The sequence below is a fragment of the Blautia sp. AF34-10 genome, from assembly GCF_003477865.1.
Classification (GTDB): domain Bacteria; phylum Bacillota; class Clostridia; order Lachnospirales; family Lachnospiraceae; genus Fusicatenibacter; species Fusicatenibacter saccharivorans.
In genome coordinates, this window is the sequence record NZ_QUED01000001.1 from 175,502 (window position 1) to 198,271 (window position 22,770).

23 protein-coding genes and 3 pseudogenes are annotated in these 22,770 nt (G+C 49.6%); 4 read left to right on the forward strand and 22 right to left on the reverse strand.

Going from position 1 to position 22,770, the window contains the following annotated elements; all coding sequences use genetic code 11:
- Position 1 precedes the first annotated feature (1 nt).
- From purN to DWZ60_RS00955, 19 genes and pseudogenes are all read right to left on the reverse strand, one after another.
- Positions 2–628: a phosphoribosylglycinamide formyltransferase gene (gene purN / locus DWZ60_RS00870; RefSeq protein ID WP_119221128.1), complete on the reverse strand. Its 627-nt coding sequence runs from the start codon at positions 626–628 to the stop codon at positions 2–4.
- A complete protein-coding gene (purM, locus tag DWZ60_RS00875) occupies positions 622–1,647 on the reverse strand; it encodes a phosphoribosylformylglycinamidine cyclo-ligase (protein WP_055221253.1) in 1,026 nt (341 codons plus the stop codon). The genes purN and purM overlap by 7 nt, the downstream gene beginning before the upstream one ends.
- Before the next feature lie 25 nt (positions 1,648–1,672).
- A pseudogene (gene purE, locus DWZ60_RS00880) lies at positions 1,673–2,178 on the reverse strand (5-(carboxyamino)imidazole ribonucleotide mutase).
- Positions 2,179–2,300: 122 nt separating this feature from the next.
- Positions 2,301–4,322 (reverse strand): aminopeptidase, encoded by a 2,022-nt coding sequence (locus DWZ60_RS00885; RefSeq protein ID WP_119221129.1) that lies wholly within the window; start codon positions 4,320–4,322, stop codon positions 2,301–2,303.
- Between the two features lie 67 nt (positions 4,323–4,389).
- Positions 4,390–5,001 (reverse strand): HD domain-containing protein, encoded by a 612-nt coding sequence (locus DWZ60_RS00890; RefSeq protein WP_022462011.1) that lies wholly within the window; start codon positions 4,999–5,001, stop codon positions 4,390–4,392.
- A gap of 66 nt (positions 5,002–5,067) precedes the next feature.
- On the reverse strand, positions 5,068–5,385 hold the full coding sequence (locus DWZ60_RS00895) for a hypothetical protein (protein WP_022462010.1): 318 nt from the start codon (positions 5,383–5,385) through the stop codon (positions 5,068–5,070).
- A complete protein-coding gene (locus tag DWZ60_RS00900; protein ID WP_055227152.1) occupies positions 5,366–5,842 on the reverse strand; it encodes a VanZ family protein in 477 nt (158 codons plus the stop codon). The genes DWZ60_RS00895 and DWZ60_RS00900 overlap by 20 nt, the downstream gene beginning before the upstream one ends.
- A gap of 84 nt (positions 5,843–5,926) precedes the next feature.
- Positions 5,927–6,079, reverse strand: coding sequence for a hypothetical protein (locus DWZ60_RS17395; protein WP_055221261.1), 153 nt, complete (start codon positions 6,077–6,079; stop codon positions 5,927–5,929).
- Positions 6,080–6,113: 34 nt separating this feature from the next.
- On the reverse strand, positions 6,114–6,791 hold the full coding sequence (pyrE, locus tag DWZ60_RS00905) for an orotate phosphoribosyltransferase (RefSeq protein ID WP_022462007.1): 678 nt from the start codon (positions 6,789–6,791) through the stop codon (positions 6,114–6,116).
- 269 nt (positions 6,792–7,060) lie between these two features.
- Positions 7,061–8,179: an IS200/IS605 family element RNA-guided endonuclease TnpB gene (gene tnpB, locus DWZ60_RS00910; protein WP_022462006.1), complete on the reverse strand. Its 1,119-nt coding sequence runs from the start codon at positions 8,177–8,179 to the stop codon at positions 7,061–7,063.
- 5 nt (positions 8,180–8,184) lie between these two features.
- Positions 8,185–8,598, reverse strand: coding sequence for an IS200/IS605 family transposase (tnpA, locus tag DWZ60_RS00915; protein ID WP_022462005.1), 414 nt, complete (start codon positions 8,596–8,598; stop codon positions 8,185–8,187).
- 197 nt (positions 8,599–8,795) lie between these two features.
- Positions 8,796–10,012, reverse strand: a pseudogene (locus DWZ60_RS00920) (iron-containing alcohol dehydrogenase).
- 198 nt (positions 10,013–10,210) lie between these two features.
- Entirely contained in the window at positions 10,211–10,366 is a 156-nt protein-coding gene (locus DWZ60_RS00925; RefSeq protein ID WP_022462003.1) for a diguanylate cyclase domain-containing protein, read from the reverse strand.
- Complete coding sequence (locus tag DWZ60_RS21030) at positions 10,363–10,572, reverse strand: NlpC/P60 family protein (protein WP_119199219.1); 210 nt, start codon at positions 10,570–10,572, stop codon at positions 10,363–10,365. Before DWZ60_RS21030 ends, DWZ60_RS00925 begins: the two co-directional genes overlap by 4 nt.
- A gap of 53 nt (positions 10,573–10,625) precedes the next feature.
- Positions 10,626–11,258: pseudogene (locus tag DWZ60_RS00935) on the reverse strand (NlpC/P60 family protein); the annotation flags it as partial.
- Between the two features lie 295 nt (positions 11,259–11,553).
- Positions 11,554–12,456, reverse strand: coding sequence for a dihydroorotate dehydrogenase (locus tag DWZ60_RS00940; RefSeq protein ID WP_022462000.1), 903 nt, complete (start codon positions 12,454–12,456; stop codon positions 11,554–11,556).
- 24 nt (positions 12,457–12,480) lie between these two features.
- Positions 12,481–13,251 carry a dihydroorotate dehydrogenase electron transfer subunit gene (locus tag DWZ60_RS00945; protein ID WP_022461999.1) on the reverse strand — a complete coding sequence of 257 codons (771 nt, stop codon included), beginning with the start codon at positions 13,249–13,251 and terminating at the stop codon, positions 12,481–12,483.
- Positions 13,252–13,358: 107 nt separating this feature from the next.
- Positions 13,359–14,288: an orotidine-5'-phosphate decarboxylase gene (pyrF, locus tag DWZ60_RS00950; RefSeq protein WP_022461998.1), complete on the reverse strand. Its 930-nt coding sequence runs from the start codon at positions 14,286–14,288 to the stop codon at positions 13,359–13,361.
- A gap of 37 nt (positions 14,289–14,325) precedes the next feature.
- Positions 14,326–15,606 carry a dihydroorotase gene (locus tag DWZ60_RS00955; RefSeq protein ID WP_117509731.1) on the reverse strand — a complete coding sequence of 427 codons (1,281 nt, stop codon included), beginning with the start codon at positions 15,604–15,606 and terminating at the stop codon, positions 14,326–14,328.
- A 314-nt stretch (positions 15,607–15,920) separates the two neighbouring features.
- Here DWZ60_RS00955 and DWZ60_RS00960 point away from each other — a divergent pair, with 314 nt between their 5' ends.
- The gene (locus tag DWZ60_RS00960) at positions 15,921–16,121 is read left to right on the forward strand and encodes a cold-shock protein (RefSeq protein ID WP_022461996.1); all 201 of its coding nucleotides are present in this window, start codon (positions 15,921–15,923) and stop codon (positions 16,119–16,121) included.
- A gap of 388 nt (positions 16,122–16,509) precedes the next feature.
- Here the strand turns inward: DWZ60_RS00960 and DWZ60_RS00970 are convergent, their stop codons facing one another.
- Positions 16,510–16,881 carry a hypothetical protein gene (locus DWZ60_RS00970; protein WP_117509733.1) on the reverse strand — a complete coding sequence of 124 codons (372 nt, stop codon included), beginning with the start codon at positions 16,879–16,881 and terminating at the stop codon, positions 16,510–16,512.
- Positions 16,882–16,978: 97 nt separating this feature from the next.
- On the reverse strand, positions 16,979–17,818 hold the full coding sequence (locus DWZ60_RS00975) for a DegV family protein (RefSeq protein ID WP_022461994.1): 840 nt from the start codon (positions 17,816–17,818) through the stop codon (positions 16,979–16,981).
- Positions 17,819–18,143: 325 nt separating this feature from the next.
- Here DWZ60_RS00975 and DWZ60_RS00980 point away from each other — a divergent pair, with 325 nt between their 5' ends.
- Genes DWZ60_RS00980 through DWZ60_RS00990 form a run of 3 tightly spaced genes read left to right on the forward strand, consistent with a single transcriptional unit; the run spans position 18,144 to position 20,640 of the window.
- Complete coding sequence (locus DWZ60_RS00980) at positions 18,144–19,025, forward strand: magnesium transporter CorA family protein (protein ID WP_022461993.1); 882 nt, start codon at positions 18,144–18,146, stop codon at positions 19,023–19,025.
- 6 nt (positions 19,026–19,031) lie between these two features.
- A complete protein-coding gene (locus DWZ60_RS00985) occupies positions 19,032–19,538 on the forward strand; it encodes a DUF5721 family protein (protein WP_055221274.1) in 507 nt (168 codons plus the stop codon).
- A 34-nt stretch (positions 19,539–19,572) separates the two neighbouring features.
- Positions 19,573–20,640: an ethanolamine utilization protein EutH gene (locus DWZ60_RS00990; protein ID WP_118666973.1), complete on the forward strand. Its 1,068-nt coding sequence runs from the start codon at positions 19,573–19,575 to the stop codon at positions 20,638–20,640.
- An 88-nt stretch (positions 20,641–20,728) separates the two neighbouring features.
- Here DWZ60_RS00990 and DWZ60_RS00995 read toward each other — a convergent pair whose 3' ends face one another.
- Positions 20,729–22,708, reverse strand: a complete 1,980-nt coding sequence (locus DWZ60_RS00995) for an oleate hydratase (protein ID WP_119221132.1) — start codon at positions 22,706–22,708, stop codon at positions 20,729–20,731.
- Between the last annotated feature and the right edge of the window lie 62 nt (positions 22,709–22,770).

Sequence of the window (22,770 nt, forward strand, 5' to 3'; positions counted from 1 at the left end):
CTTACTCCTTTATCTTTACGTGTCCGTCTTCTACCGTTACTTTTCCGTTTGCAATCAGATCAATCGCACGCGGCATGATGACCCACTCGGCCTCTTCCATGACGCGCTGCTGCAGTGTCTTCGGTGTATCGCCCTCGTGCACTTCGACTGCCTTCTGCAGAATAATCGGGCCGGTGTCTGTTCCGCCGTCCACAAAATGAACCGTCGCTCCCGTCACTTTGACGCCGCGGGATAATACGCCCTCGTGCACTTTCAGTCCGTAATAGCCCGTTCCGCAGAACGACGGAATGAGGGACGGATGAATGTTGATGATCTTATTCGGATAAGCATCCACAATGCTCTGCGGGATCACAACCAGGCATCCTGCGAGCACAACGAGATCGACGTTGTACGACTGCAGTTTCGCCAGCAGTGCCTCGTTGAATGCTTCTCTCGATGCAAAGGTCTTCGGGGAAAGGCATACCGCATCAATCTCCTTCTTTTTCGCACGCTCCAGCGCATACGCTCCTGCATTGTTGCTGATGACAACAGAAACCTCCGCGTTTGTGATGGTTCCCTCGTCAATCGCATCCAGAATCGCCTGCAGGTTCGTGCCGCCGCCGGAGACGAGAACTGCTAATCTTAGCATAACTGTACTCCTTTTTCTCCGTTTTCAATATGTCCGATCACATACGGAGTATCGCCGGTGGAACGGATGGCTTTCATGGCTGCATCTACATCCTCCGGATCAACGGCCAGTACCATTCCGATACCCATGTTGAAGGTGTTGTACATCATCTGCTCGTCAATATTGCCCTTCTTTGCCATCAGATCGAAGATCGGCGGTACGGTGTAGCTGTCTTTCTGTACAACGGCTACGGTGTTGTCTTTGAGCATACGCGGAATGTTCTCGTAGAAGCCGCCTCCGGTGATGTGGCTGCACGCTTTTACGGTTACGCCGGCATCTTTGATCGCACGGAGTGCTTTTACATAGATCCGGGTCGGTGCAAGCAGGGTCTCGCCGAGGGTTGCGCCGAGCTCATCATAGTATGTATTTAAAGAATCTTTTGTCATATCGAAAACTTTGCGGACAAGAGAAAATCCGTTGCTGTGAACGCCGGTGGAAGCCATGCCGATCAGTACGTCTCCGGCTGCCAGATTTTCACCGGTAATCATGTCTTTCTTGTCACATACGCCGACAGCAAAACCTGCCAGATCGTACTCATCCTCCGGCATCAGGCCCGGATGCTCTGCGGTCTCACCGCCGATCAGTGCCGCATCGGACTGCAGACAGCCTTCTGCAACGCCTTTTACGATCGAAGCGATCTTCTCCGGATAGTTCTTTCCGCATGCGATGTAGTCGAGGAAGAACAGCGGTTCTCCGCCGGCACATGCGATATCGTTCACACACATGGCAACGGCATCAATGCCGATGGTGTCGTGTTTATCAAGAATCATGGCGAGCTTCACCTTGGTTCCGCATCCGTCTGTACCGGAAAGCAGCACCGGCTCTTCCATTTCTTTGATTTTTGCCAGGGAAAAAGCGCCGGAAAAACCGCCAAGGCCGCCTAATACCTCTGGGCGCATGGTTTTCTTTACATGCTCTTTCATTAATTCTACTGATTTGTATCCAGCTTCAATATCTACTCCTGCGTTCTTGTAATCCATGGTGAACCTCCCTTGTCCTTTGTTTTTATTTACTGTAGTTACGGTATCCTGTTTCCTGCAGTTTTGCGTCTTTTGCCTCAACCTGCTCTTTCATTTCCTGTGTATATGCTTTCAGTTTTGCAAGCAGTTCCGGATCGGAAGTTGCAAGAATCTTTGCTGCCAGGATTCCGGCATTGGCACCGCCATTAATGGCAACGGTTGCTACCGGAATGCCGCTCGGCATCTGTACGATGGAGTACAGGGAATCACGACCTCCAAGCGATGTGGTATGCATCGGAATTCCGATGACCGGCATTGGGAAAATAGCTGCGCACATACCCGGCAGATGAGCTGCCATACCTGCGCCTGCAATGATAACCTTGAAGCCTTTCTCCTCTGCGGTTTTTGCATATTCGAAAAATACATCCGGCTCGCGGTGTGCGGAGATGATTTTCATCTCGTACTCAATTCCAAATTTTTCCAGCATGTCGGCTGCTTTGCTCATTACCGGCATATCAGAGTCGCTGCCCATCACATTCCTACTTTAGCCATGTTGTTCTCCTTTTCTGATTAACTGTTCTAAGCGTTATTCATTAGTTATGCTTATATTTATGTTTTAATCATTCAGTTCTGCTTATAATATACTAAGCAGGCGCAGAAATGTCAACCCATAATCAGCCAAAAGGTTCATTTAATTCTTCCGTTCCCGGCAGGACGAAGCGTCCGTCCTCAATGAGAGGGATCGTCGTTCCGTCTGCTTTTTCGACCGCAACCGACTGCAGTTCGCGGTACGGAATCGTGATGTCCGTGTGGCATCCGAAGTATGCTTTCGACGGATCTTCTTTCCGTTTTGCCGAAACCTCGTTCTCGCGCGCGATTACTTCTTTTCCGTCCGGGTTGTACATCGGGCTGTCCTCCGCCCAGGCGTAGCAGGTGTCGCCCATCGCAAAATGCGGGCCCATCTTCTCTGCGATCAGGATCGGCAGTTTTCCGGCGATGCCGTACTGCTCTGCCATCACGTACGCCGTCGTGTTCGTTCCGATGGCAAACTCACCGATCGGCAGCGTCCTGTGGTGATACAGCAGGTTTTCTTCTATATAAGTACGATTGTCCTCTTCTTTTTCGAAGTTTGCGCAGTCATACGCGGTGATCATGCCGTCAGTCAGCGTCAGGCAGAGATCGCGGTAATACAGCTCGTTCAGGTAGACTCCCGTCACATGGAGCACGCCTGTCGTGCCGGTAAGACTCGGGGAAGTAAAGACCTCTCCGACCGGAATATTGCAGTCGGCAACACAGTTCTCGAAATTCGTCTCTTTCGCAGGATCGTTCAGATGATGCAGCATCACGCGCAGATCCGTTCTGTTCTCTCCTTTTCCAAGCACATGCACGGAAACACCCTCGTCGAGCGCATCGATCAGGTACTGCTGGATGCGCTGGTATTTTTCGTAATCGAGCGTGTTGATCTTTACGATCTCACAAAAAATTTTTTCGTAGCGCGGATCGATCTCCGGCATCGGGTAGGCGATGATCGTGTAGCCGTACTCGTCATCCTTGATATAGCGGTTTACAATCTGGCCCGCCTCGTTCTGGAAACCGACACGGAGCTTTTGCTGGCGCTCGTTTAAGTGCAGTGCCTGTTTTTTATTTACTGGCTCAAACGGAACTTCGCCGAAGGTTTCCACCACGGCAGGGCCGGCATAGCCGTCCGCCAGTTCTTTGTACTCGTCGTATTTCACCTGCATCGCGCGGAGCCGTCTCTTCACGAGATCCTCGTTGAGATACAGCGCCTCATCGTTCCGGTGATCGTAGTCATACTGCTTATTCGCAGACGCACCGGCAACCCACGTTCTCCGCGCGCCGCGGGAAATCACCGGCTCGAGTCCCATCTCGCGGAACTGTAATATTGCCGCACGGATCATGCGCTCAAAACCGATGTGGAAGCGGATGCTGACTGTCTTCTTTTTCGACAGATCTTTTCGCGCCACGAGAAAGCACTTGCGGAAGCCTTCTGTGTAGGTGCGTGCCATCGCGTCGATTTCTTCCTGGCTGAACGTATTTAAAAAGCGGGCTGTACCCTTCTCATTTTCGGTGATATATTCGCCGTACTGGTACAGATACCGCAGATCCGTCAGATCAGATTCCATCACAATATCCTTCACAAAGTGCAGCGACGGGTCGACGATTTCGCGCACCTGGCATTCCTGGCGCTCCTCGGCGTAATCGCTCACATACCAGTAAATGCTCTCTTTTACATACTGCGCGGACGGCAGCGTCTCCTCCTCGAACATCGCATACAACTCGAGATACAGCTCCATCGCCGCAGTCAGCTCCAGCAGGCGGTCCTCATAGACCCAGACAACAGCATTTCCCAGCTCCCGGTACAGGCAGCAGAGGCTCCTTCCATGCATTTCACCAAGTGCCCGCACGGCAAACGCCGGGTTTCCGTAGGAGGTCTCATACCACTCCCCGATCACATCTTCATACGGCTCACGGTTAAAAACAGCCAGCTCTTCCTCGGATGCTGTTTTTAGATATCCTTCTGCGATTCTGCTCCGGATCTGGTCCATTTTGCAGAGGTACTGTGCCATCTGTGCAAAAAAATCGCGGTACGGCTGCGGAACGCTTTTTTCCGCCGGAATCTGGCGGATCCGCTCAATTGCAAGCGCATACCGCTCGTTTAATAATTCATCCGTCATAAAAAAATCCCTTTCTGTTTCTCTTTAACTGTTACGAGGGGCAGATCTGCCCCTCATTCTTCTTAACTTATTCCTGTTTTTCTTCCCGGTCGTCAATAATTTTTCCATCCCGGATACTCTGTTCGAGAATCTCTTCCATATAACTCCAGATCTCCTCGGAGCCGGTCGTCGTCTTCTCGTTTCGTTTTAACGGCTGGGAAATCCGCACATTGTGGCGGGTCCAGTCTTTTCCATCGTTCTCATGATTTAAAAGCAGCGGCTGGAAATTGTCCATCACATGGGCAAAGCGCGCTTCCGGTGTCTCATACGCTTCGAACTCGAGCCAGAGATCCATCAGCATTTTTCCCTGATCCTCCGGCAGCAGGCCGTAGATGCGCTCGGCCGCTTTGTGTTCTCTCTCGTCTTTTGTTTTGTTTGCCTCCGCGTCGTACGCATACGTGTCGCCTGCATCAATCTCCACGAGGTCATGGATCAGCAGCATGAGCATCGTTCTGCCGATGTCGATTTTCTCATTCGAATATTCCTGCAGCAGAAATGCCATCACCGCCATGTGCCATGCGTGCTCCGCGTCGTCCTCCTGGCGCGAATAGCCGCGGATGTGCGTCTGGCGCAGGATCTGTTTTTCTTTATCAATCTCCAGAATAAAATTCAGCTGTTTTTCAAAACGTTCGCGATCCATCTTTTTCCCCTTTTCTTTTATATGTACTCCCGGAGTCTTTCTGCGCTTGATTTTACGAGAGTACATTTATCTCACACCGATCAGAAACAGTGCCAGCCATGCGACCAGCATGCCGCCGCTCGTAATCGAGCCGAGAACCGACATTCTGTGGCTGACCTGTTCTTCTTTAAAGCTCTTCATTCCCACATAGAAGCCGTATCCCGACAGAAGGAATGAGAACAGTCCCGCTGCTCCGAGAAAAATGCCTCCGTTTCCGCGGAACGCAAACGATACGACCGAAGCCAGCAGAAACAGAAAGACCGAAGCACCTGCCATATAGAGAGCTTCCTTTCCGCCTTCCGACGGCTTCCGGACAAAATTGTAATTATACTTCTTCCTCGCCATATTTCCATCTCCTGAATTTATTGCAGATCAGGAATGCGCCGCAGCCGATCATGGCTCCAAGCGTATTCAGGATCAGATCATCTACATCAAAGCAGCCCACCTTCGTGATGAGCTGAATCGTCTCCACGCAGAGGCTGAACATAAAACCAAGAAGCGATACTTTCCAGAAACTCTCCATTTTTTTGTGCATCACCGGAACGATAAAGCCGAACGGCAGAAAACCGATCACATTGCCCGCCAGATTTAAAAATGCGGCAAGGAATCCCACCTTTTCGCGGTAAATCCAGAACCGTCTGATTTCCTGAAACGGCACCAGATTGTAACGGTAATCCAGTTCAAAAAAGTTTCTTCTCCCGTATTCTTCTGCAAAAAACAGAAAATAAACGAGCGCAAGAAGATACACCAGAAATAAAATCCGTCCCACAACGCGGATTCTGGCTTTCGTCTCCTGCTTCATCTTTGTTTCCCCTTTCTGCGTGGTATCAGAAACGCCGGAATACCTCTTCGGCGCATGCGCTTCCAAAATATTCCGGCATTTTTCTTAAAACATAATTTCCCCGCGTCGTTTCAGCAGACCTGCTCCGCTTACGATCATCAGGACACCGGTTGCTACCCCTACCACAACCAGTACTGCGCCCATGGCGATATTTCCGCCGCCGACACGTCCCATGGTTTTATAGATTTTTTCATTCATCGTGCAAAACTCCTTTTTTCAAGTGTACCACGTCTTATTTGACACCGTACTCCTCATAATAAGCATCAATGGCAGCCTTCATCTTGTCATCGATCTGGATTTTGCCCTGGCATGGACGGTTGTACAGATAGGTGATGACATCCTCCATGGTTACAATGGCATTTGCCGGGAAGCCATAGGTTTCCTGGATTTCCTCAAGTGCGCTCTTGTCGCCTTTTCCGCGCTCCATACGGTTTAAGGATACCATCAGACCTTTGATCTCCACATTGCCCTGTGCCTGGATGATCGGGAACGTCTCCTCGATGGATTTTCCGGAGGTGGTAACATCCTCGATGATGACAACGCGGTCGCCGTCTTTAATTTTGCTTCCAAGCAGCAGTCCTGCATCTCCGCCGTGGTCTTTTGCTTCTTTCCGGTTGGAGCAGTAACGTACTTCCACACCGTAGAGATCATGAATCGCAATAGCGGTTACAACGCTGAGCGGGATTCCTTTGTAGGCCGGTCCAAACAGAACGTCGAAATCCAGTCCATAATTGTCATGGATTGCTTTTGCATAATACTCGCCGAGACGTTTTAACTGGCTTCCGGTTACGTAAGCGCCCGCATTCATGAAGAACGGGGATTTTCTTCCGCTTTTCAGAGTGAACTCTCCAAATTTTAATACCTGGCTCTCGACCATAAACTCGATAAACTCCTGCTTGTACTGTTCCATCTTTTTTCCTCCATATTTTCAGGGGAAGGCATCTTTTTTCGCAATGCCGCCCGTTTTTACTTCTATTCTTTTCTATACTACCATAAACGCCTCTGTTTTTCCAGTCCAGACACAGGATTTCGCATAAAAAACGTGACATCCTCCCCTACCTGTAGAGGTGGGGGCTTCCCTAACCTCGGTAGGTTTGGTTCTCGTTCGATAGCACCAATGTGCTAAGCATAGGCGAGCTATCCCCGTGTGTCCCACGGTTTTATTATATTACGTTACGGTCATGCCACTACCAGCCGCATTCCCTCATTTCTGATATTGACAGCCGCATTTACATCTCTGTCGTGATGGGTTCCACACTGCGGACAATCCCACTCTCTGACCGCAAGATTTTTTGTCTCTGCGTTCCTGTAACCACAAACGGAACAAATCTGACTGCTGGCGAAAAATTTGTCCACCTTCACAAGCTTTTTACCCTGTTCCTCAAGTTTGTATTTCAAGAACCCTGTGAACATTCCCCACCCGTTATCTGAAACAGATTTTCCAAAGTTCAGCATCTGTGACATTGCTTTCATATCTAAGGATTCTATACATACACAATCATAAGCATCTGCTGTCTGCCTCGACAGCTTATGCAGAAAATCCTTTCGTTGACTGGAAACCTTTTCGTGGAGTTTTGCCACCTTGATTCTCTGCCTGCTACGGTTGTTCGAACCTTTCTGCATTTTGGAAAGTCTGCGCTGCTCCCTCGCTAATTTTTCCTCTGCATTCCTGTAATACTTCGGATATGCAGGTTCATTCCCGTTGCTGTCACGATATAATTCATGCATGGAAAAATCTAACCCCAGAAAACGCCGCATCTCTTTTTCCTGTACTTGATTTTCGTACTCAAAAAGAATACTTGCATAATATTTTCCGCCTGGTGTCTGGCTTACTGTTACAGATTTTAATTTGTATTCTTTCGGAACAGCTCTGTGTTGTTTTAACCGGACCTGGCCGGCTTTCGGCAATTTCAAATATCCATTCAATATGGCGATGTTTCCGTTGATACAGATCGTTGAATAGCTCTTTTTATTCTGTTTTTTAGATTTAAACTTTGGAAAACCTGTCTTCGGCTGTTTGAAAAAATTCTGAAATGCCGTATCAAGATGCCGAAGCGATTGTTGTAATGCGACACTGTCTACTTCCCTCAAAAATGCGTATGCTTCTGTTTTCTTCATTTCAGCCATTTCTTTTGCACAAACCGTGTAGGTTACCGTGGTTTTGTTCTCCTCATACTGCCTGATTTTTCTGGCAAGCCAATGGTTGTACACCATTCGGACACAGCCGAACGTTCTGGCAAACAAAACTTTCTGCGCATCATCGGGGTATATTCTGAATTTATATGCTTTGTTTGCCATGTTGGTCACTTCCTTTTTCGATCCGTTTGTCCCTGACTTTCGATGTATTTTTGGATTACTTCAATCGGGGCACCGCCCGTTGTAAGCAGGCAAAAACTCTGACTCCAGAAATGTTCTTTCCACAGCTTTTTCTTTATCTGCGGGAATTCTTTTTTCAAAAGTCTGCTGCTTGCACTTTTATATGCGTTTATGAACTTGCTTATTTCCGTATTGGGGTGGGCCTTGAAAAGTATATGCACATGGTCTTTATCGTGATTCCATTCTTCAAGGGTGATATTGTAATTTGGAGCAATATACGCAAAGATCTCTTTTGCCCTGCCGGAAATTGCGTCATCAAAAACCTGTCTGCGGTACTTAACCACAAGAACAAGATGATAGTGCAGTAAAAACACTGAATGTGCATTATTATCCAAATCCATTGTATTTCGACCCCCTTTCTTCTATTCGACTGATTCTATTATACCATGATTAGAACCCAATATCAAGAAGATAACGGACGCAATTCATCTCTCACCTTAGAGGTCGGAGTCTTCTTGCTGGAAGAGGATAAATTTTATTCTCTAACGCAAAAAATCCCTCCGCCCAGAGAACGGAGAGATTTTGATATGTTTTCTTTTTAGAAATCTACTTCTGTATCATAGTAGCAGCATTTCAGCAGTTTTTCCATCTCTCAACAGATGGCTGTCTCGGGTTGGATCCGGTGCAGGCATCGGCGATGGCATTTACGGCGATGTCGTGCAGTCTCTCCAGGAATACGTCTTCCGGAACGAATCCCTGCTCGGTCGGATAGCTGTCTTTTCCGTAGTTCTTGATGCACTGCGGAATGTTCAGTTTGTCGTTCATGCCGCGCAGATAAGCGATGAGAAGTTTGATTTTCTCTTCGGTTGTCTCGCCGCCCAGTTTCATCTCGTCAGCGATGACTGCGTAACGTTTTGCTGCGGTCTCATCTTTTGCATTGAAAGCGATAACTTTCGGCAGATACATGGCATTTGCTGCTCCATGGATCAGGTGAGCGCCGTAATCAGCGAATGCTGCGCCTGTTTTGTGTGCCATGGAGTGAACGATACCAAGCAGTGCGTTGGAGAATGCCATACCAGCGAGACACTGTGCGTTGTGCATGCTGTCACGTTTTGCCATATCTCCGTTGTAGGAATCTACAAGATCTGCCTGGATCATACGGATCGCATACAGAGCCAGCGGATCGGTAAAGTCACAGTTTGCAGTGGAAACGTATGCCTCGATCGCATGCGTCATAGCGTCCATACCGGTGTGAGCAACTAACTTCTGCGGCATGGTCTCTGCCAGATCCGGGTCAACAATTGCGACATCCGGTGTGATCTCGAAGTCTGCCAGCGGGTATTTGATACCTTTTTCATAGTCGGTGATAACTGCGAATGCGGTTACCTCCGTTGCCGTTCCTGATGTCGAAGAAATTGCACAGAAGTGAGCTTTCTTACGAAGTTTCGGCATTCCGAATACTTTGCACATCTCCTCGAAGGTGATGTCCGGATACTCGTATTTGATCCACATTGCCTTTGCTGCGTCGATTGGAGATCCGCCGCCCATTGCTACGATCCAGTCCGGCTGGAACTCTTCCATCGCTTTTGCACCGCGCATAACCGTCTCTACAGACGGGTCAGACTCAATTCCTTCGAAAAGCTGTACTTCCATGCCAGCCTCTTTCAGGTAATCCACTGCACGATCCAGGAAACCGAAGCGTTTCATGGAACCGCCGCCTACACAGACCATTGCGCGTTTTCCCTCAAATGTTTTCAGTGCCTCTAAAGCACCCTTTCCGTGGTATAAATCTCTTGGTAATGTAAATCTTGCCATTGTTCAGAACCCCTTTCTTGTTTTGCTTCTGATCAGGCGGCTCCGGCAGATCAGATCAGCAGATTTTTCTGTTTTTCCACTCTCTGTTTAAGCCGCCTTTTGTCTTTTGTTTTCGACTTTGTTATTATTATAACAAACTTTTTCAGGGATTACCAATACAAAAATGATATTTCCTGATGTCAATTATATATGTCTTATTTACTTCCGTGCCGTCCGCTGCAGCAGCAGATCACCGTACTCGTGGCCCAGCGTGTCGTTCGTCCGCTTCAGATAATTGCAGTCCGCCATAATAAGACTCGTCGGAAAATCGCCGGACTGTATCATATGATCGCTTTCCGCTTCCAGATATTTCACGAAAAAACACTCCCAACCACTTTCAGCGCCTCCGCCAGATCCTTCCGAAAATCCTCATCCCCTCTCCGCAGACTATTCACCCTGCACCCAAACACCCTCTCATGCCCCGTACAGTGCAGATACCTGCCGTCCCCCAGATACATCCCCACATGCCCCCTCCAGAACAGCAGATCCCCGGCCTTCGCCCGTTCCTCCACCAGACACATCTCCTCCCCTTCTCTCCAGATCGCTTCATCGGATACCCTTCCCTGATATCCGAATCCCGCCAAATCAAAACCCCATTCATCAAATACACCATAAACACCACACCCGAACAGTCAATCCCATCCGCCGCCTTCCCGCCCCACCGGTACTGGCATCCAAGATACCCCTTCGCACACTCCACAACCTTCCTCCGAAACTTCTCTTCCGACCACCCCTTCGGAATCCCCTGCTCCACAAAAAACCTCTCTTCCGATTTTCCCCACAAAAACCGATCCGAATCCAGTCTTTTTCTTAATGCCACCTCCGGCACAAACCCACTGATCTCATTCGCCAGCTTCACCCTGCAATACCCATTCTCCGTCTCCTCCATTTTCTCCACAAAACACCCCCGTCCCAGTGTCTCCAACATCCGCGCCTGCACCCGCGCTCCTCTCATCACATCCGCAAACCCGCGTGTCACCACATACGTATTCCCTGCCTTTTCCCTCTCCTCCATCCACTCCCTGCTTTTCTCCTCAATCAAATTCCTCTCCATCCACCCCCGATACCCATAATGCGTCCAAACCTCAATCCACTCCCCCTCATCTTCCCACATCACGCTCCATCCAAAAAACACCTCATCCACCACATCAACCCCATTCTCCTCATACAAAAACGCCCGCTTCACTTTAATGATCCCATACTTCATCTCACATACCACCTTCCATTTTCTATATACTATGCACCCACCACAACACTCTCACGCCGATCCGCCCCCGGCGGATCCAGACCTACTTCGTTTCAGCTCCACACAACCAGACCTCACTGGAATTTGCGCCTGCCGTGTGGCGGGCATAGAAAAAGAGGGCAGAAACTATGAGTCCGGAACAGGTGCAGGAAAATGGGATGGTTCCCGTTTCCCTGTACCCATTCTGAGCCACAGTTCCGCCCTCTTTTTCTCGCCCGCCGCACCGCAGATGCGAAGCCGCTCGAGGCCGTCCGTCTTATCTCACCGCCCCGATCAGCGAATTAATATCGTCAACCTTATGCCTTCTCATATACTCTTCGATACCGCGAACCGTTTCAACAGTCGCATACGGATTAAAGAAATTCGCCGTCCCAATCGAAACCGCCGTAGCCCCCGCCAGAATAAACTCCAGCGCATCCTCCGCCGACGCAATACCGCCCATACCAATAATCGGCACTTTCACTGCCTGCGCCACCTGATACACCATCCGCACCGCAATCGGCTTCACCGCCGGCCCCGACATACCGCCAGTCTTATTCGCAATCGCAAACTTCTGCCGTTCAATATCAATCTTCATCCCAGTAAGCGTATTGATCAGCGACAGCACATCCGCCCCGCCGGCTTCCGCAGCCCGCGCCATCTCCGTAATATCCGTCACATTCGGGCTCAATTTCATAATAATCGGCTGCTTCGCATATTTTTTAACTTCTCTGGTGATCGCCTCCACCGCCTTCGGATCCTGTCCAAACGCAATACCGCCCTCCTTCACATTCGGGCACGAAATATTAATCTCCAGCAGATCCACCGGCTCCGAAGTCAATCGCTCCACAACCTCACAGTAATCCTCCGTCGTCCGTCCACACACATTCACCACAATCTTCGTGTCAAACTGTTTCAAAAACGGAATATCCCTCTCACAGAACACATCAATACCAGGATTCTGCAGCCCGATCGCATTCAGCATTCCGCCGTAAACCTCCGCAATACGCGGCGTCGGATTCCCCGGCCACGGCACATTCGCAACACCCTTCGTCACAACCGCGCCAAGCTCCTTCAAATCCACAAACTCACTGTACTCCGCGCCAGAGCCAAACGTACCAGATGCCGTCATAACCGGATTCTTCAGTTCCACACCCGCCAGATTCACACTTGTCTTCATCGCTTTTTCTCCTCCTCGCGTCACTTACAGCTCAATTTCCGTACTTAAAAAGACAGGTCCGTCCTTGCAGATCCGCTTGTTGTGCACATGTGAATGACCATCCACCTCAGTCGACTGGCAGACACACGCAAGACATGCGCCAACGCCGCACGCCATCTTCTCTTCCATCGAAATCCAGCATGGAATTCCCTTTTCCAGACCGTACGCCTTAATCGCACGCAGCATCGGAGCCGGACCGCAGGCAAAAATTACATCTGCTTCCAGATGATCCTCGCGCACCGCATCCATCACATTGCCCTTCACACCGGCACTTCCGTCCTCCGTTGCAATATGAAGATCGCCTGCCGCAGCAAACTCCTCATTTAAGAACAACTCATCGCGGTAACCACAGCAGATGATCGTGTCCGTTCCAAGATCCTTCGCCGTCTGCAGCATCGGCGGAACACCGATACCGCCGCCCATCAGCATCACACGTTTTCCCTTACCTTCCTCGATCGGGAATCCATTTCCAAGCGGCCCTAAAATATCAACCTCATCCCCCGCTTTCAGATGCGAAAACTCCTCCGTTCCTGCACCTGCCACACGGTAGACAATCCGAAGTCTTCCTCCCTCTCGGTCGATCTCACAAAGAGAAATCGGACGCGGCAGAAGACGGCTGCCGTCCTTCGAAAACAGAGAAATAAACTGGCCGGCCTTCGCCTCTTTCGCAATCACTTTCGTGGAAATCCACATGCTGTAAATTCCTTTTGCAATGCACTCCTGACTTTCCACAGTACAGCATTCCTTGATTTTCATAAGCTGAACACTCCTTTTATTTTCTTGAATCGGCGAAAAGCCCAAAATTTCCTCCGGCGGACATAACATCTACCCGGCAGACCTTCTGAGCTTTTCACCCTGTATTCTTATTTTGCAGCAGCAAGCGCCCCGCTGATATCCTCAACCATATCCTTTACAGCTGCTCTCGAAGCATCCGCAAAGTTCTCAGTGCCAAACTCGGCATATTTTTCCTGTTTGTAAGCAGCGATAATACCTCTCGAAGAGTTTACGATTGCACCCAGTCCGTCCTCATTGAAGAAGTGAACGAGGTCTTTTCCTTTTCCGCCCTGTGCACCGTAGCCCGGTACCAGGATGTAGGATTTCGGCATTACCTTACGCAGCACCTTGCCCATCTCCGGGTACGTAGCGCCGACAACAGCTCCCACATAGCTGTAATCATCGCCCATGTGCTCCTCGCCCCACGCGGCAACCTGCTCGCCGACCCACTCATACAGCGGACGTCCGTCGATGATGCGGTCCTGGAACTCGCCGCTGGACGGGTTCGAGGTTTTTACCAGAACAAAGATACCTTTTTTCTCCTCTTTGCAGACCTTGATGAACGGTTTTACGCCGTCAGATCCAAGATACGGATTGACAGTTGCAAAATCCTCATGGAATCCGGCGTAGGATTTGCTTCCCACCTGCACGTGGCCGAGGTGGCCGACTGCATACGCCTCAGAAGTAGAACCGATATCGCCTCGTTTGATATCGCCGATGACAACGAGACCCTTTTCCTGGCAGTAGGAAACGGTCTTCTCATATGCTGCCATTCCCGGAACGCCGAACTGCTCATACATGGCAACCTGCGGTTTTACAGCCGGAATCAGATCGTATGTTGCGTCGACAATCGCTTTATTGAACTGCCAAACGGCCTCTGCAGCTCCTTCGAGTGTCTCTCCGTACTCGGCAAATGCCTTTTTCTGTACGTGCTCCGGCACATAGTTCAGCATCGGGTCCAGACCTACGACGATCGGTGCATTTGTTTTTTTAATGTTTGCAATCAGTTTGTTAATCATCTGCTTACTCTCCCTCTTCTGTTTTTTCTTATAGAAATTACTCAGCTTCGTATACAATCTTGCCGCCGCATACGGTAGCCATAACTTTTCCTTTGACTTTCTTGCCGCCGAACGGAGTGTTTTTGCCCTTGGAAACAAACTCCTTCGGATCGATCACATACTCTGCTTCCGGATCGATGATAACCACATCGGCGTCCATGCCGGGTGCAAGAGAACCTTTCTTGTCCAGGTGCAGGATTTTTGCCGGATTGTAGCTCATCTTCTCCGCCATCTGCATCGGGGTGATGATCTCGGTATCCACAAGTTCGGTGATGGTAAGAGCCACGCTCGTCTCCAGTCCGACGATGCCGAACGGAGCTTTCTTGAAGGACTCCTGTTTCTCGGTCAGCGCATGCGGTGCATGATCGGTGCTGATGACATCGAAGACATCGTCTTTCAGACCCTGGCGCAGTGCCTCGAGATCCTCTTTCGTACGGAGCGGCGGATTCATCTTGTAGTTGGTGTCGCCCTTTACGATGTCGTCGCTACAGAGGGTAAAGTGATGCGGGCAGACCTCGGCGGAAATCGAAACGCCGGCCTTTCTCGCCTCACGCACCATATCCACGCTCTCTTTGGTCGAGCAGTGACACAGATGCAGGTGTGCACCTGTCTCTGCGGCAAGTACGATATCTCTTGCAACAATCGTGTTCTCTACGGAGTTTGTGATGCCCGGCAGATGCCACTCTCTCGAGTTTGCATCCTCATTCATGCAGCCGCCGTTTACGAGGTTCTTGTCCTCGCAGTGAGCCAGCACCGGAATGTTTTTCTCTGCGGCAATCTCCATGGCCTCTTTGTAGAGCAGCGCGTTCATAACGGATTTTCCGTCCTCGCTGATCGCCGGGATGCCGGCTTTTACCATGCCCTCGATATCGGCGAGCTCTTCACCCTTCTGTCCTACTGTGATGGCGCCTGCCTGCAGTACATTAATCGGAGAAAAACGGTCTGCTTTGATCGTTACATAGTTGACGCGGTCCGGGCTGTCGATGACCGGTTTTGTATTCGGCATCGCTACCAGCGTTGTCACGCCTCCTTTTGCTGCTGCTTTCGAACCGCTTTCAATATCTTCTTTATATGTCTGCCCCGGGTCGCGGAGATGTACATGCATATCGATGATGCCAGGCATTACATAGCAGCCTTTTGCATCTATTACCTGCGCATCTTTTACGCGGATTCCTTTTTCAACCCGTGTAATAACGCCGTTTTCGATCAGAACATCACTGATTTCGTCTTTTTGGGTGGCCGGGTCGATGACCTGTCCATTTTTGATTAAGATACTCATCTTACGTTCTCTGATCCTTTCTTTTCTTCTGGCCGTCGTCCGACCATTTATTCCTTTTTATAATACACGAAATCTTTCCTGAAATAAAGAGTTTTTTCTTGACTTTTTTGATTTGCAAGATTATAATGGTCTCAATCGAGAAGATGTTGAGATGTAATACGTGGTCACTAGCTATTAGAGATTATATTAGCATTCACCTTCAATATAATCTGTAATAGCTAGTGAATTTTTTTATCAAAAGTTCACTCGCTTATGGGGGAACATATGCATTCCCACATCATGCTTATTTTTTAATTTTATGGAGGTAACTCACAATGAACAAGGGAACAGTGAAATGGTTTAACGCAGAGAAGGGCTATGGCTTCATCACAGGCGAAGACGGAAACGATGTATTCGTACATTTCTCCGCTATCCAGGGTGAAGGATTCAAAACTCTTGACGAAGGTCAGGCGGTTACTTACGATCTTACCGAGGGTGCTCGCGGAATGCAGGCTTCCAACGTTGTTAAATGCTAATTAACCATAAGCGAAAGGCCGGAGGATGTATGTCCTCCGGTTTTTTAATTTACGCGGACAACGAGTCAAAGTCCGTGCCTGCACGAGACCTTGGCGACTGCCGCGATAACTTGAGAAACTCGCGGAGCGTGTTTCTCATAGTTTTTTCTATAGCAAGACCCGAAAATAATGCAAAAAAGGCAGTGCTGCAGAGCGCGAATTGCAAGGAACAGATTTGAAGGCGTACCGGGGTACGACGAAAATCTGTGACGCAGTAATTCACGCTCTGCGGTGCTGAATTTTTTGCATTATTTTCTGGGATTGCTATAAATCTCTATAACAAAAGCGCTTATCACTCCGGGATTTTCCCGTCTGTGGTAAGCGCTTTTACTTTCTTTAACAATTCTGCTTATTCCGCTGTACTTTCGCTGATGGAATCTGCTGTGCTGTCACTTGCCGTATCTGCTGTGCTGTCCGAAGATGTATCGGAAGCATCAGAGCTGTCGCTGGTGTCATCTGCACTGCTGTCGCTGGATGTGTTGGTCTCGCTCAGATAATTCTGAATATCCGTCACGTTCATCGTTGTGGTTTCTGTCGTGCGGTTCGCCTTTTTCTCTGCTACCGAGTTCTGGTAAACAGCAACGGAGAACCAGCCGATCAGGGTAGCCAGAACAACGACGAAAGCGGTAACTTCCAGTCTCGTGATCCATCTTTCACGTCTCATGATTTTCTCACGGTTCGCTTTTTCCTTTTTATAGCGGTCAACTTTTTCCTGACTCATGGTTCTACTTCTCCTTTGATTTCTAAAAAGTGCTCGGCGGCACTTTCAAACATGTTGAAAATTATACTACATTTTCAACAAAAAGGGAAGAGAAAAGTTATAATGCAATGATAATTCCGCCGTCATTTGCATACATACTGCTGACGCCCTGGGTATCGAGTACGAAGACATCCTGTACCGCAAGGCGCTCCAGAAGGGCTTCTTTTACCATCTCGGCGCGCTCCGGGCAGTTGCAATGAGAGATGGCAAGCGTTTTGTTTTCTACATGCTGTGCGTCATTTACAATGGCATCGACCATTTTCATCAGTGCTTTGTTGATGCCGCGCGCCTGATCGAGCTGTACGATATCGCCCTCCGATGTGGCTCCCATAACCGGTTTGATCTTAAGCGCGGATGCAACAAGTGCTTTTGTTTTGGAAAGGCGCCCGTTTTTCCGCAACGTTTCGAGATTTTCCAGCACAAAATAGGTATGCTGTGTGCTGATGTAGAGTTCTACTGTCTCAACTACACGTTCAAAGCTCATACCGGCTTCTTCACACTCCACGATTTTTTTCACAATCAGTGTCTCACCGATGGATGCACTTCTGGAATTAAACACATGAATTTTCAGATCCTCATCTTCTTCCTGTGCCAGGTTGGCTCCAAGCACTGCACTGTTATAAGATCCGCTGAGCTGTGCGGAAAGCGTTACCGCATAGCAGTGCTTTGCCCCGTTCAGAAATGCCGTGCGGAAATACTCCGGAGACGGGCATGCGGATTTTGGGCATTCCGGGCACTCCGCCACTTTTCTTAGGAATGACTTCTGATCAAATGTTTCGTCATCCAGAATGGATTCGCCGCCGACTTCCAGTGTCAGCGGTGCAATTTCAATATTTCCTCTTTTTTTCATATCTGCTGTCAGTTCACAGCAGCTGTCTGCAACAATGTGAAAACTCATATATTTTGTCCCTCCAAACTTGATTCCGCTTTTTCTCACTGCGGACGTTTCGTATTTCCAATCACCGCTCTTTTTCAAACCTTCCTGAACTAGGGACGAATTCGACACAGTGAATTTTTTGATATTTTGTCATGTAGTTTTGATAACTACATTTTATCATAACACACTTAGTGCTCCATTGCAAAAAGTTTTTTCCCAATAAAAGTTTTTCCGTTAAAAGTTTTTTCCTTTTCTTGTCGCACTCCCCTTTTGCGGTATACTACGGTCATACGGCTTTTTTGTTTATGGATATTTTTCCATTGCTTATTTTCAGGAGGTGGTACGTATGGAATGGACTTTTTCGGATTCGGTCCGGCTTTCCCTGCTTTCGTTTTCGGAAGCTTCCAAAGCCTGCGCGGCGCTGCCCGGATTTTCTCTTTTCCGGCGCAGTCTGCAGCCGGAGCGCATCGAATACTGCCGCGCAGAGCTGCTGCCTGACTGCCTGGTCGGATCGCTTGCCGTCCCGGACAAGACGCATCCGCTTCACCTTGCATTCTCGCTTGCGTTTTATCTCGACCGGGGGCAGCTTATTCTGGCAGCCGACGAACAGACACTTCCGGCTTTGCAGAGCCTCCTCTTCCCGGAAGAACCGCTCGATACTTCCGATGTCTTCCACCTGTTTTTCTCGTTTCTGGAATCGCTGATCCAGGAGGATATGCTCTATCTGCAGAATTTTGAGAAGCGCCTCGCGACAATCGAGGAGTCTCTTCTCGACACTCTGCCAAAAGAGCTGCAGCGGACCCTGATCACGATTCGTCGGGAGCTGCTCGTGTTCCATGCCTATTACCAGCAGCTTCTCGACATGTGCGAAATACTCTCCGAGGACGAAAATCACTTTCTTCCCCCGGAATGCGCCCGTCAGTTTTCGCGCCTTGGAAACCGCGTGGACCGTTTGTACGACCACACCCAGATGCTGCGGGAGTACGCCCTGCAGATCCGCGAGATGCAGCAGGCGCAGATCGACCTGCGTCAGAACGATACGATGCGGATTCTGACGGTCGTCTCGACGATCTTTTTCCCGCTTTCCCTGATCGCCGGCTGGTACGGCATGAATTTTACGCATATGCCTGAGCTTTCTGCCCCGTATGCGTACTTCATCCTGATCGGCGTCTGTATTCTCATTGTTGCTGTTGAAATTTGGTATTTTAAAAAGAAAGGCTGGTTTTAACTACGGATGATTATCCTGCAGATTACACAGTTAAAGAATTTTATGAACACTCTGCTCCGTCTCGAGACATTTGACCGCTTTCCCGTCTCCGAGGCGTCGATCACAACGTTTACGACGTTCTCCATCGACGGCAGTCTTCACACGGACTTTTTCGATCCCGATGACGCGCAGCTCTTAAAAGAAAAAGGGCGGACGCGGCTTCTCTGGAAAGATGTGAAATCGTTCTGCTATTCCGTCATCAAAGGAAAACGGACACCCCTGCAGTTCAAATTTGTGTTTCAGCTTCCGCAGGCGGCGTGCGAAAAAATGATCGCGGACCATGCGCTGCCGCTGGAAATAGAGAACGTGTTTGGATGCTTTCTGAATTTTCAGTATAAGGACGGAAAACTCTTACTTACCACCGGAACTTCCCTCAAAATCTTTACGATGGACAAGTCGCTCGACCGCGTCTTCGATGAGGAAGTCCGCCAGTTTCTGCTGAAAAATGAAATTGCATTTGAAGAACAGATATAAAGACAAAATACTTATTTAGAAAGGTTCTCTTTTTATGAATCAGATTATTATGTGGATCATGGCAGTCGGCGCGGTACTCGGCGGTGTCGACCGGATCGCTGGCAATCGCTTCGGACTTGGAAAACGGTTTGAGGAGGGCTTTACGCTGCTTGGACCGACGGCACTTTCCATGTCGGGCATCATCTGCCTCACCCCGCTGCTCTCCCGCTTTCTCCGTTTCGCCCTCGTTCCCATCTGGAACTTTTTGGGGCTGGATGCGGGACTTCTCGCCGGCATTCTCGCCATTGACATGGGCGGCTACCAGCTCGCCGGAGAGCTTTCGGCATCGCAGGAGATGGTGCGCTACGCAGGACTTGTGATTGCGGCGACGCTTGGCTGTACCATCACCTTTACGATTCCGGTCGGCATGGGAATGCTGAAAAGCGGCGACCGCCTCTTTTTCTCCCGCGGCATGCTGATCGGCACGGGCACGCTTCCCGTCACGATGATCGTCGGCGGACTGCTCTCAGGACTCTCTTTTCTGCAGATCGTACTTCAGTCGCTCCCGGTGCTCCTCTTCTGCTTTCTGCTGATGTTCGGCATCTGGCGTTTTCCGGAGCAGACCGTGCGCGCGTTCACGGTATTTGCAGATGTGATCCGGCTTCTGACGACGATCGGCCTCATCGCGGGCGCGTTCTGCTATATGACCGGCTTTTCGCTGCTCCCGGACCTTGCGCCGCTGGAGGACGCGATGGCGGTCGTCTCGTCCATCGGCATTGTACTGCTCGGCAGCCTTCCGACGGCGGAGCTTTTACAGCGGGTGCTCAAAAAGCCGCTCTCTTTTATTGGAAGAAAAACCGGCATGAACGACAGCAGTGCCGCCGGCCTTCTGATGGGCATTGTCAGCCCTGTTCCGGCGATCACAATGATGGAAAAAATGGACGAGCGCGGAAAGATTGTAAACGCAGCTTTCCTCGTCTCCGCCGCATCGACCATCGCCGCACATATGGGATTTACGTTCGGCACCGATCCTGATTTTGTCGTGCCGCTTCTCGTTGCAAAGCTCGCTGGAGGCATCGCCGCCGTCTGTGCCGCGCTGTTTTTCACGAAGAAATCTGCTTAATTGTTTGAGAGCATACATAGCAACGCAATAAGACCTGCGCCGTTTGAAAGCGCAGGTCTTATTGCATTTCTTACTTATTTTCTATTTCTTATTTCACCATATCCTCTTTGATAATTCCATGCTCTTTTAAGAGATCTCCAACTACATTTCCATCTACCAGTTTCAGCAGAGGTTTTTTCAGCAGGTTGAGCGGTCCAGGAAGCTCGATTTCCAGCGGGGATTTTCCATCCATCAGTTTCACGGAGCTGTCCAGCAGGTCGCGGATATCGTAAACGCTGCCCCATACTTCCGGCACGCCGCGGTCTACGCCGAGGAGTCCGTAAACAGCTTCCATTGCGGTACGAACGGAATACTCTGTCGTGAAGATGGTATCTCTTGGTGTCTCAGCGAACTGTCCGAGGAATGCGAAGTTGACGCAGCCATCCGGGATGACATCCGGGCGGTCGCCCTTTCTTCTTGGCATAAAGAATGCGGTGATGTACGGCATCATGGTCGGTACGCAGACAGCGCTGTTCTCTGCCAGCTCCGGAATCTGGTCAACCGGCACGCCGAGGTGGTACAGCCACTCTTCGGTGATCTCTTTACCAGTGCACTCTTTCATCGGTTTCTTCACATAGTCGCCAGGTACATCGGTGAACAGGCTGTAAACCCATACGCATACCTTATCTTTATCCTGCTCTTTGAACTGTCCCTGACGGTTGATGGTCCAGCTTAAAAGCCACTTGGAATCCTGGCAGCTTACGATACCGCCGGTAACAACCTTTCCGGTTCTCGGATCACGTTTGCAGATATTGGTGATATACGGAATGATCTTATTGTCGAGAGTGGTAATTGTTGCGGATTCCCAGTTTGTCTTTGCAATATCGGAGCAGAATTTCTCTGGATGTCCAAAGGACGGATCCTGTTTTGCAATGTTTTTCCACAGGCTCCAGCAGCCGCTCGTGCGGACCTCTGCATCACCGTTCGGTGCATGGTTCTGATCGCCGTAGATCGTGCCTTCGGTGCAGCTTCCGTTGGTAACGAAGACGAGGTCATTCTCGGTGAGAACGATGCCTTTCTCGACGCCGTTTACCTTGCACTCGATGGCTTTTGCTACTTTCTTTCCATCGTTGATTTCAAAGATAACGTTGGTTACTTCGGTATTGAACTGGAAGTCTACGCCGGCATCCTCGAGGTATTTCTTCATCGGAAGAATCAGGGATTCATACTGGTTGTACTTCGTGAATTTCAGTGCGGAGAAGTCCGGCAGTCCGCCGATGTGGTGAATGAACCGCTGGAAGTACAGCTTCATCTCCAGTGCACTATGCCAGTTTTCAAATGCAAACATCGTTCTCCAGTACAGCCAGAAGGTGGAATTGAAGACTTCATCATCGAAAACATCCTCGATCGTCTTGTCGTACAGATCCTCGTCTCTTGTCATGAAGAGTTTCATGATCTCCATGCAGCCTTTCTGGCTCAGGTTGAACTTGCCGTCGGTATGGGCATCCTCGCCGCGGTTCTTCGTTGCACGGCACAGGGAGTAGTTCGGGTCTTTTTTGTTCAGCCAGTAATACTCATCAAGAACGGATACACCAGGTGTCTCAATTGACGGGATGCTGTGGAACAGATCCCACAGGCACTCGAAGTGGTTTTCCATCTCACGGCCGCCTCTCATGATGTAGCCGCGGGTCGGATCGTAGATACCGTCGCAGGCACCGCCGGCGATGTCCATGGCTTCCAGAATGTGGATGTGATCGCCTTTCATCTGGCCGTCTCTTACAAGGAAGCACGCTGCTGCGAGGGCTGCGAGGCCGCTTCCTACGAGGTATGCGCTCTTCTCATCGACGCCTTCCGGTTTTTCCGGTCTTGCGAAGGCTTCGTAGTTTCCGTTGGTGTAATAAATGCCTTTGCTGTTTTTCTTATCTTTTCCGCGCTCGGTGTTGCGGTAATCATTCTTTGGTTCTGATGTTACAGTGGTTTTCTCCGCTGCTTTTTTTGCTTCACTCTTGTTTTTTGCCTGCAGCACTGCTGCTCCAGCTCCGATGACTGCTGCTGATGCGATTCCGACTTTTAATCCTTTTTTTGACATAGACGTTCATCCTTTCTTTTCTAAATACGACTGCCGGAATGTTTTTTCGAATTTCCGGTTCG

Excerpts from the sequence above, each read along its gene's own strand:
- tnpB (WP_022462006.1), bottom strand. The coding sequence starts at position 8,179 with ATGGCAAACAAAGCATATAAATTCAGAATATACCCCGATGATGCGCAG.
- DWZ60_RS00895 (WP_022462010.1), bottom strand. The coding sequence starts at position 5,385 with ATGGCGAGGAAGAAGTATAATTACAATTTTGTCCGGAAGCCGTCGGAA.
- DWZ60_RS21030 (WP_119199219.1), bottom strand. The coding sequence starts at position 10,572 with ATGTGTCTGGTGGAGGAACGGGCGAAGGCCGGGGATCTGCTGTTCTGG.
- DWZ60_RS00975 (WP_022461994.1), bottom strand. The coding sequence starts at position 17,818 with ATGAGTTTTCACATTGTTGCAGACAGCTGCTGTGAACTGACAGCAGAT.
- DWZ60_RS00995 (WP_119221132.1), bottom strand. The coding sequence starts at position 22,708 with ATGTCAAAAAAAGGATTAAAAGTCGGAATCGCATCAGCAGCAGTCATC.
- purN (WP_119221128.1), bottom strand. The coding sequence starts at position 628 with ATGCTAAGATTAGCAGTTCTCGTCTCCGGCGGCGGCACGAACCTGCAG.
- DWZ60_RS00970 (WP_117509733.1), bottom strand. The coding sequence starts at position 16,881 with ATGAGTCAGGAAAAAGTTGACCGCTATAAAAAGGAAAAAGCGAACCGT.
- DWZ60_RS00885 (WP_119221129.1), bottom strand. The coding sequence starts at position 4,322 with ATGACGGATGAATTATTAAACGAGCGGTATGCGCTTGCAATTGAGCGG.
- purM (WP_055221253.1), bottom strand. The coding sequence starts at position 1,647 with ATGGATTACAAGAACGCAGGAGTAGATATTGAAGCTGGATACAAATCA.
- DWZ60_RS00960 (WP_022461996.1), top strand. The coding sequence starts at position 15,921 with ATGAACAAGGGAACAGTGAAATGGTTTAACGCAGAGAAGGGCTATGGC.
- DWZ60_RS00980 (WP_022461993.1), top strand. The coding sequence starts at position 18,144 with ATGGAATGGACTTTTTCGGATTCGGTCCGGCTTTCCCTGCTTTCGTTT.
- DWZ60_RS00945 (WP_022461999.1), bottom strand. The coding sequence starts at position 13,251 with ATGAAAATCAAGGAATGCTGTACTGTGGAAAGTCAGGAGTGCATTGCA.
- DWZ60_RS00890 (WP_022462011.1), bottom strand. The coding sequence starts at position 5,001 with ATGGATCGCGAACGTTTTGAAAAACAGCTGAATTTTATTCTGGAGATT.
- pyrE (WP_022462007.1), bottom strand. The coding sequence starts at position 6,791 with ATGGAACAGTACAAGCAGGAGTTTATCGAGTTTATGGTCGAGAGCCAG.
- DWZ60_RS00990 (WP_118666973.1), top strand. The coding sequence starts at position 19,573 with ATGAATCAGATTATTATGTGGATCATGGCAGTCGGCGCGGTACTCGGC.
- DWZ60_RS00985 (WP_055221274.1), top strand. The coding sequence starts at position 19,032 with ATGATTATCCTGCAGATTACACAGTTAAAGAATTTTATGAACACTCTG.
- tnpA (WP_022462005.1), bottom strand. The coding sequence starts at position 8,598 with ATGGATTTGGATAATAATGCACATTCAGTGTTTTTACTGCACTATCAT.
- DWZ60_RS00955 (WP_117509731.1), bottom strand. The coding sequence starts at position 15,606 with ATGAGTATCTTAATCAAAAATGGACAGGTCATCGACCCGGCCACCCAA.
- DWZ60_RS00940 (WP_022462000.1), bottom strand. The coding sequence starts at position 12,456 with ATGAAGACAAGTGTGAATCTGGCGGGTGTGGAACTGAAGAATCCGGTT.
- pyrF (WP_022461998.1), bottom strand. The coding sequence starts at position 14,288 with ATGATTAACAAACTGATTGCAAACATTAAAAAAACAAATGCACCGATC.
- DWZ60_RS00900 (WP_055227152.1), bottom strand. The coding sequence starts at position 5,842 with ATGAAGCAGGAGACGAAAGCCAGAATCCGCGTTGTGGGACGGATTTTA.
- DWZ60_RS17395 (WP_055221261.1), bottom strand. The coding sequence starts at position 6,079 with ATGAATGAAAAAATCTATAAAACCATGGGACGTGTCGGCGGCGGAAAT.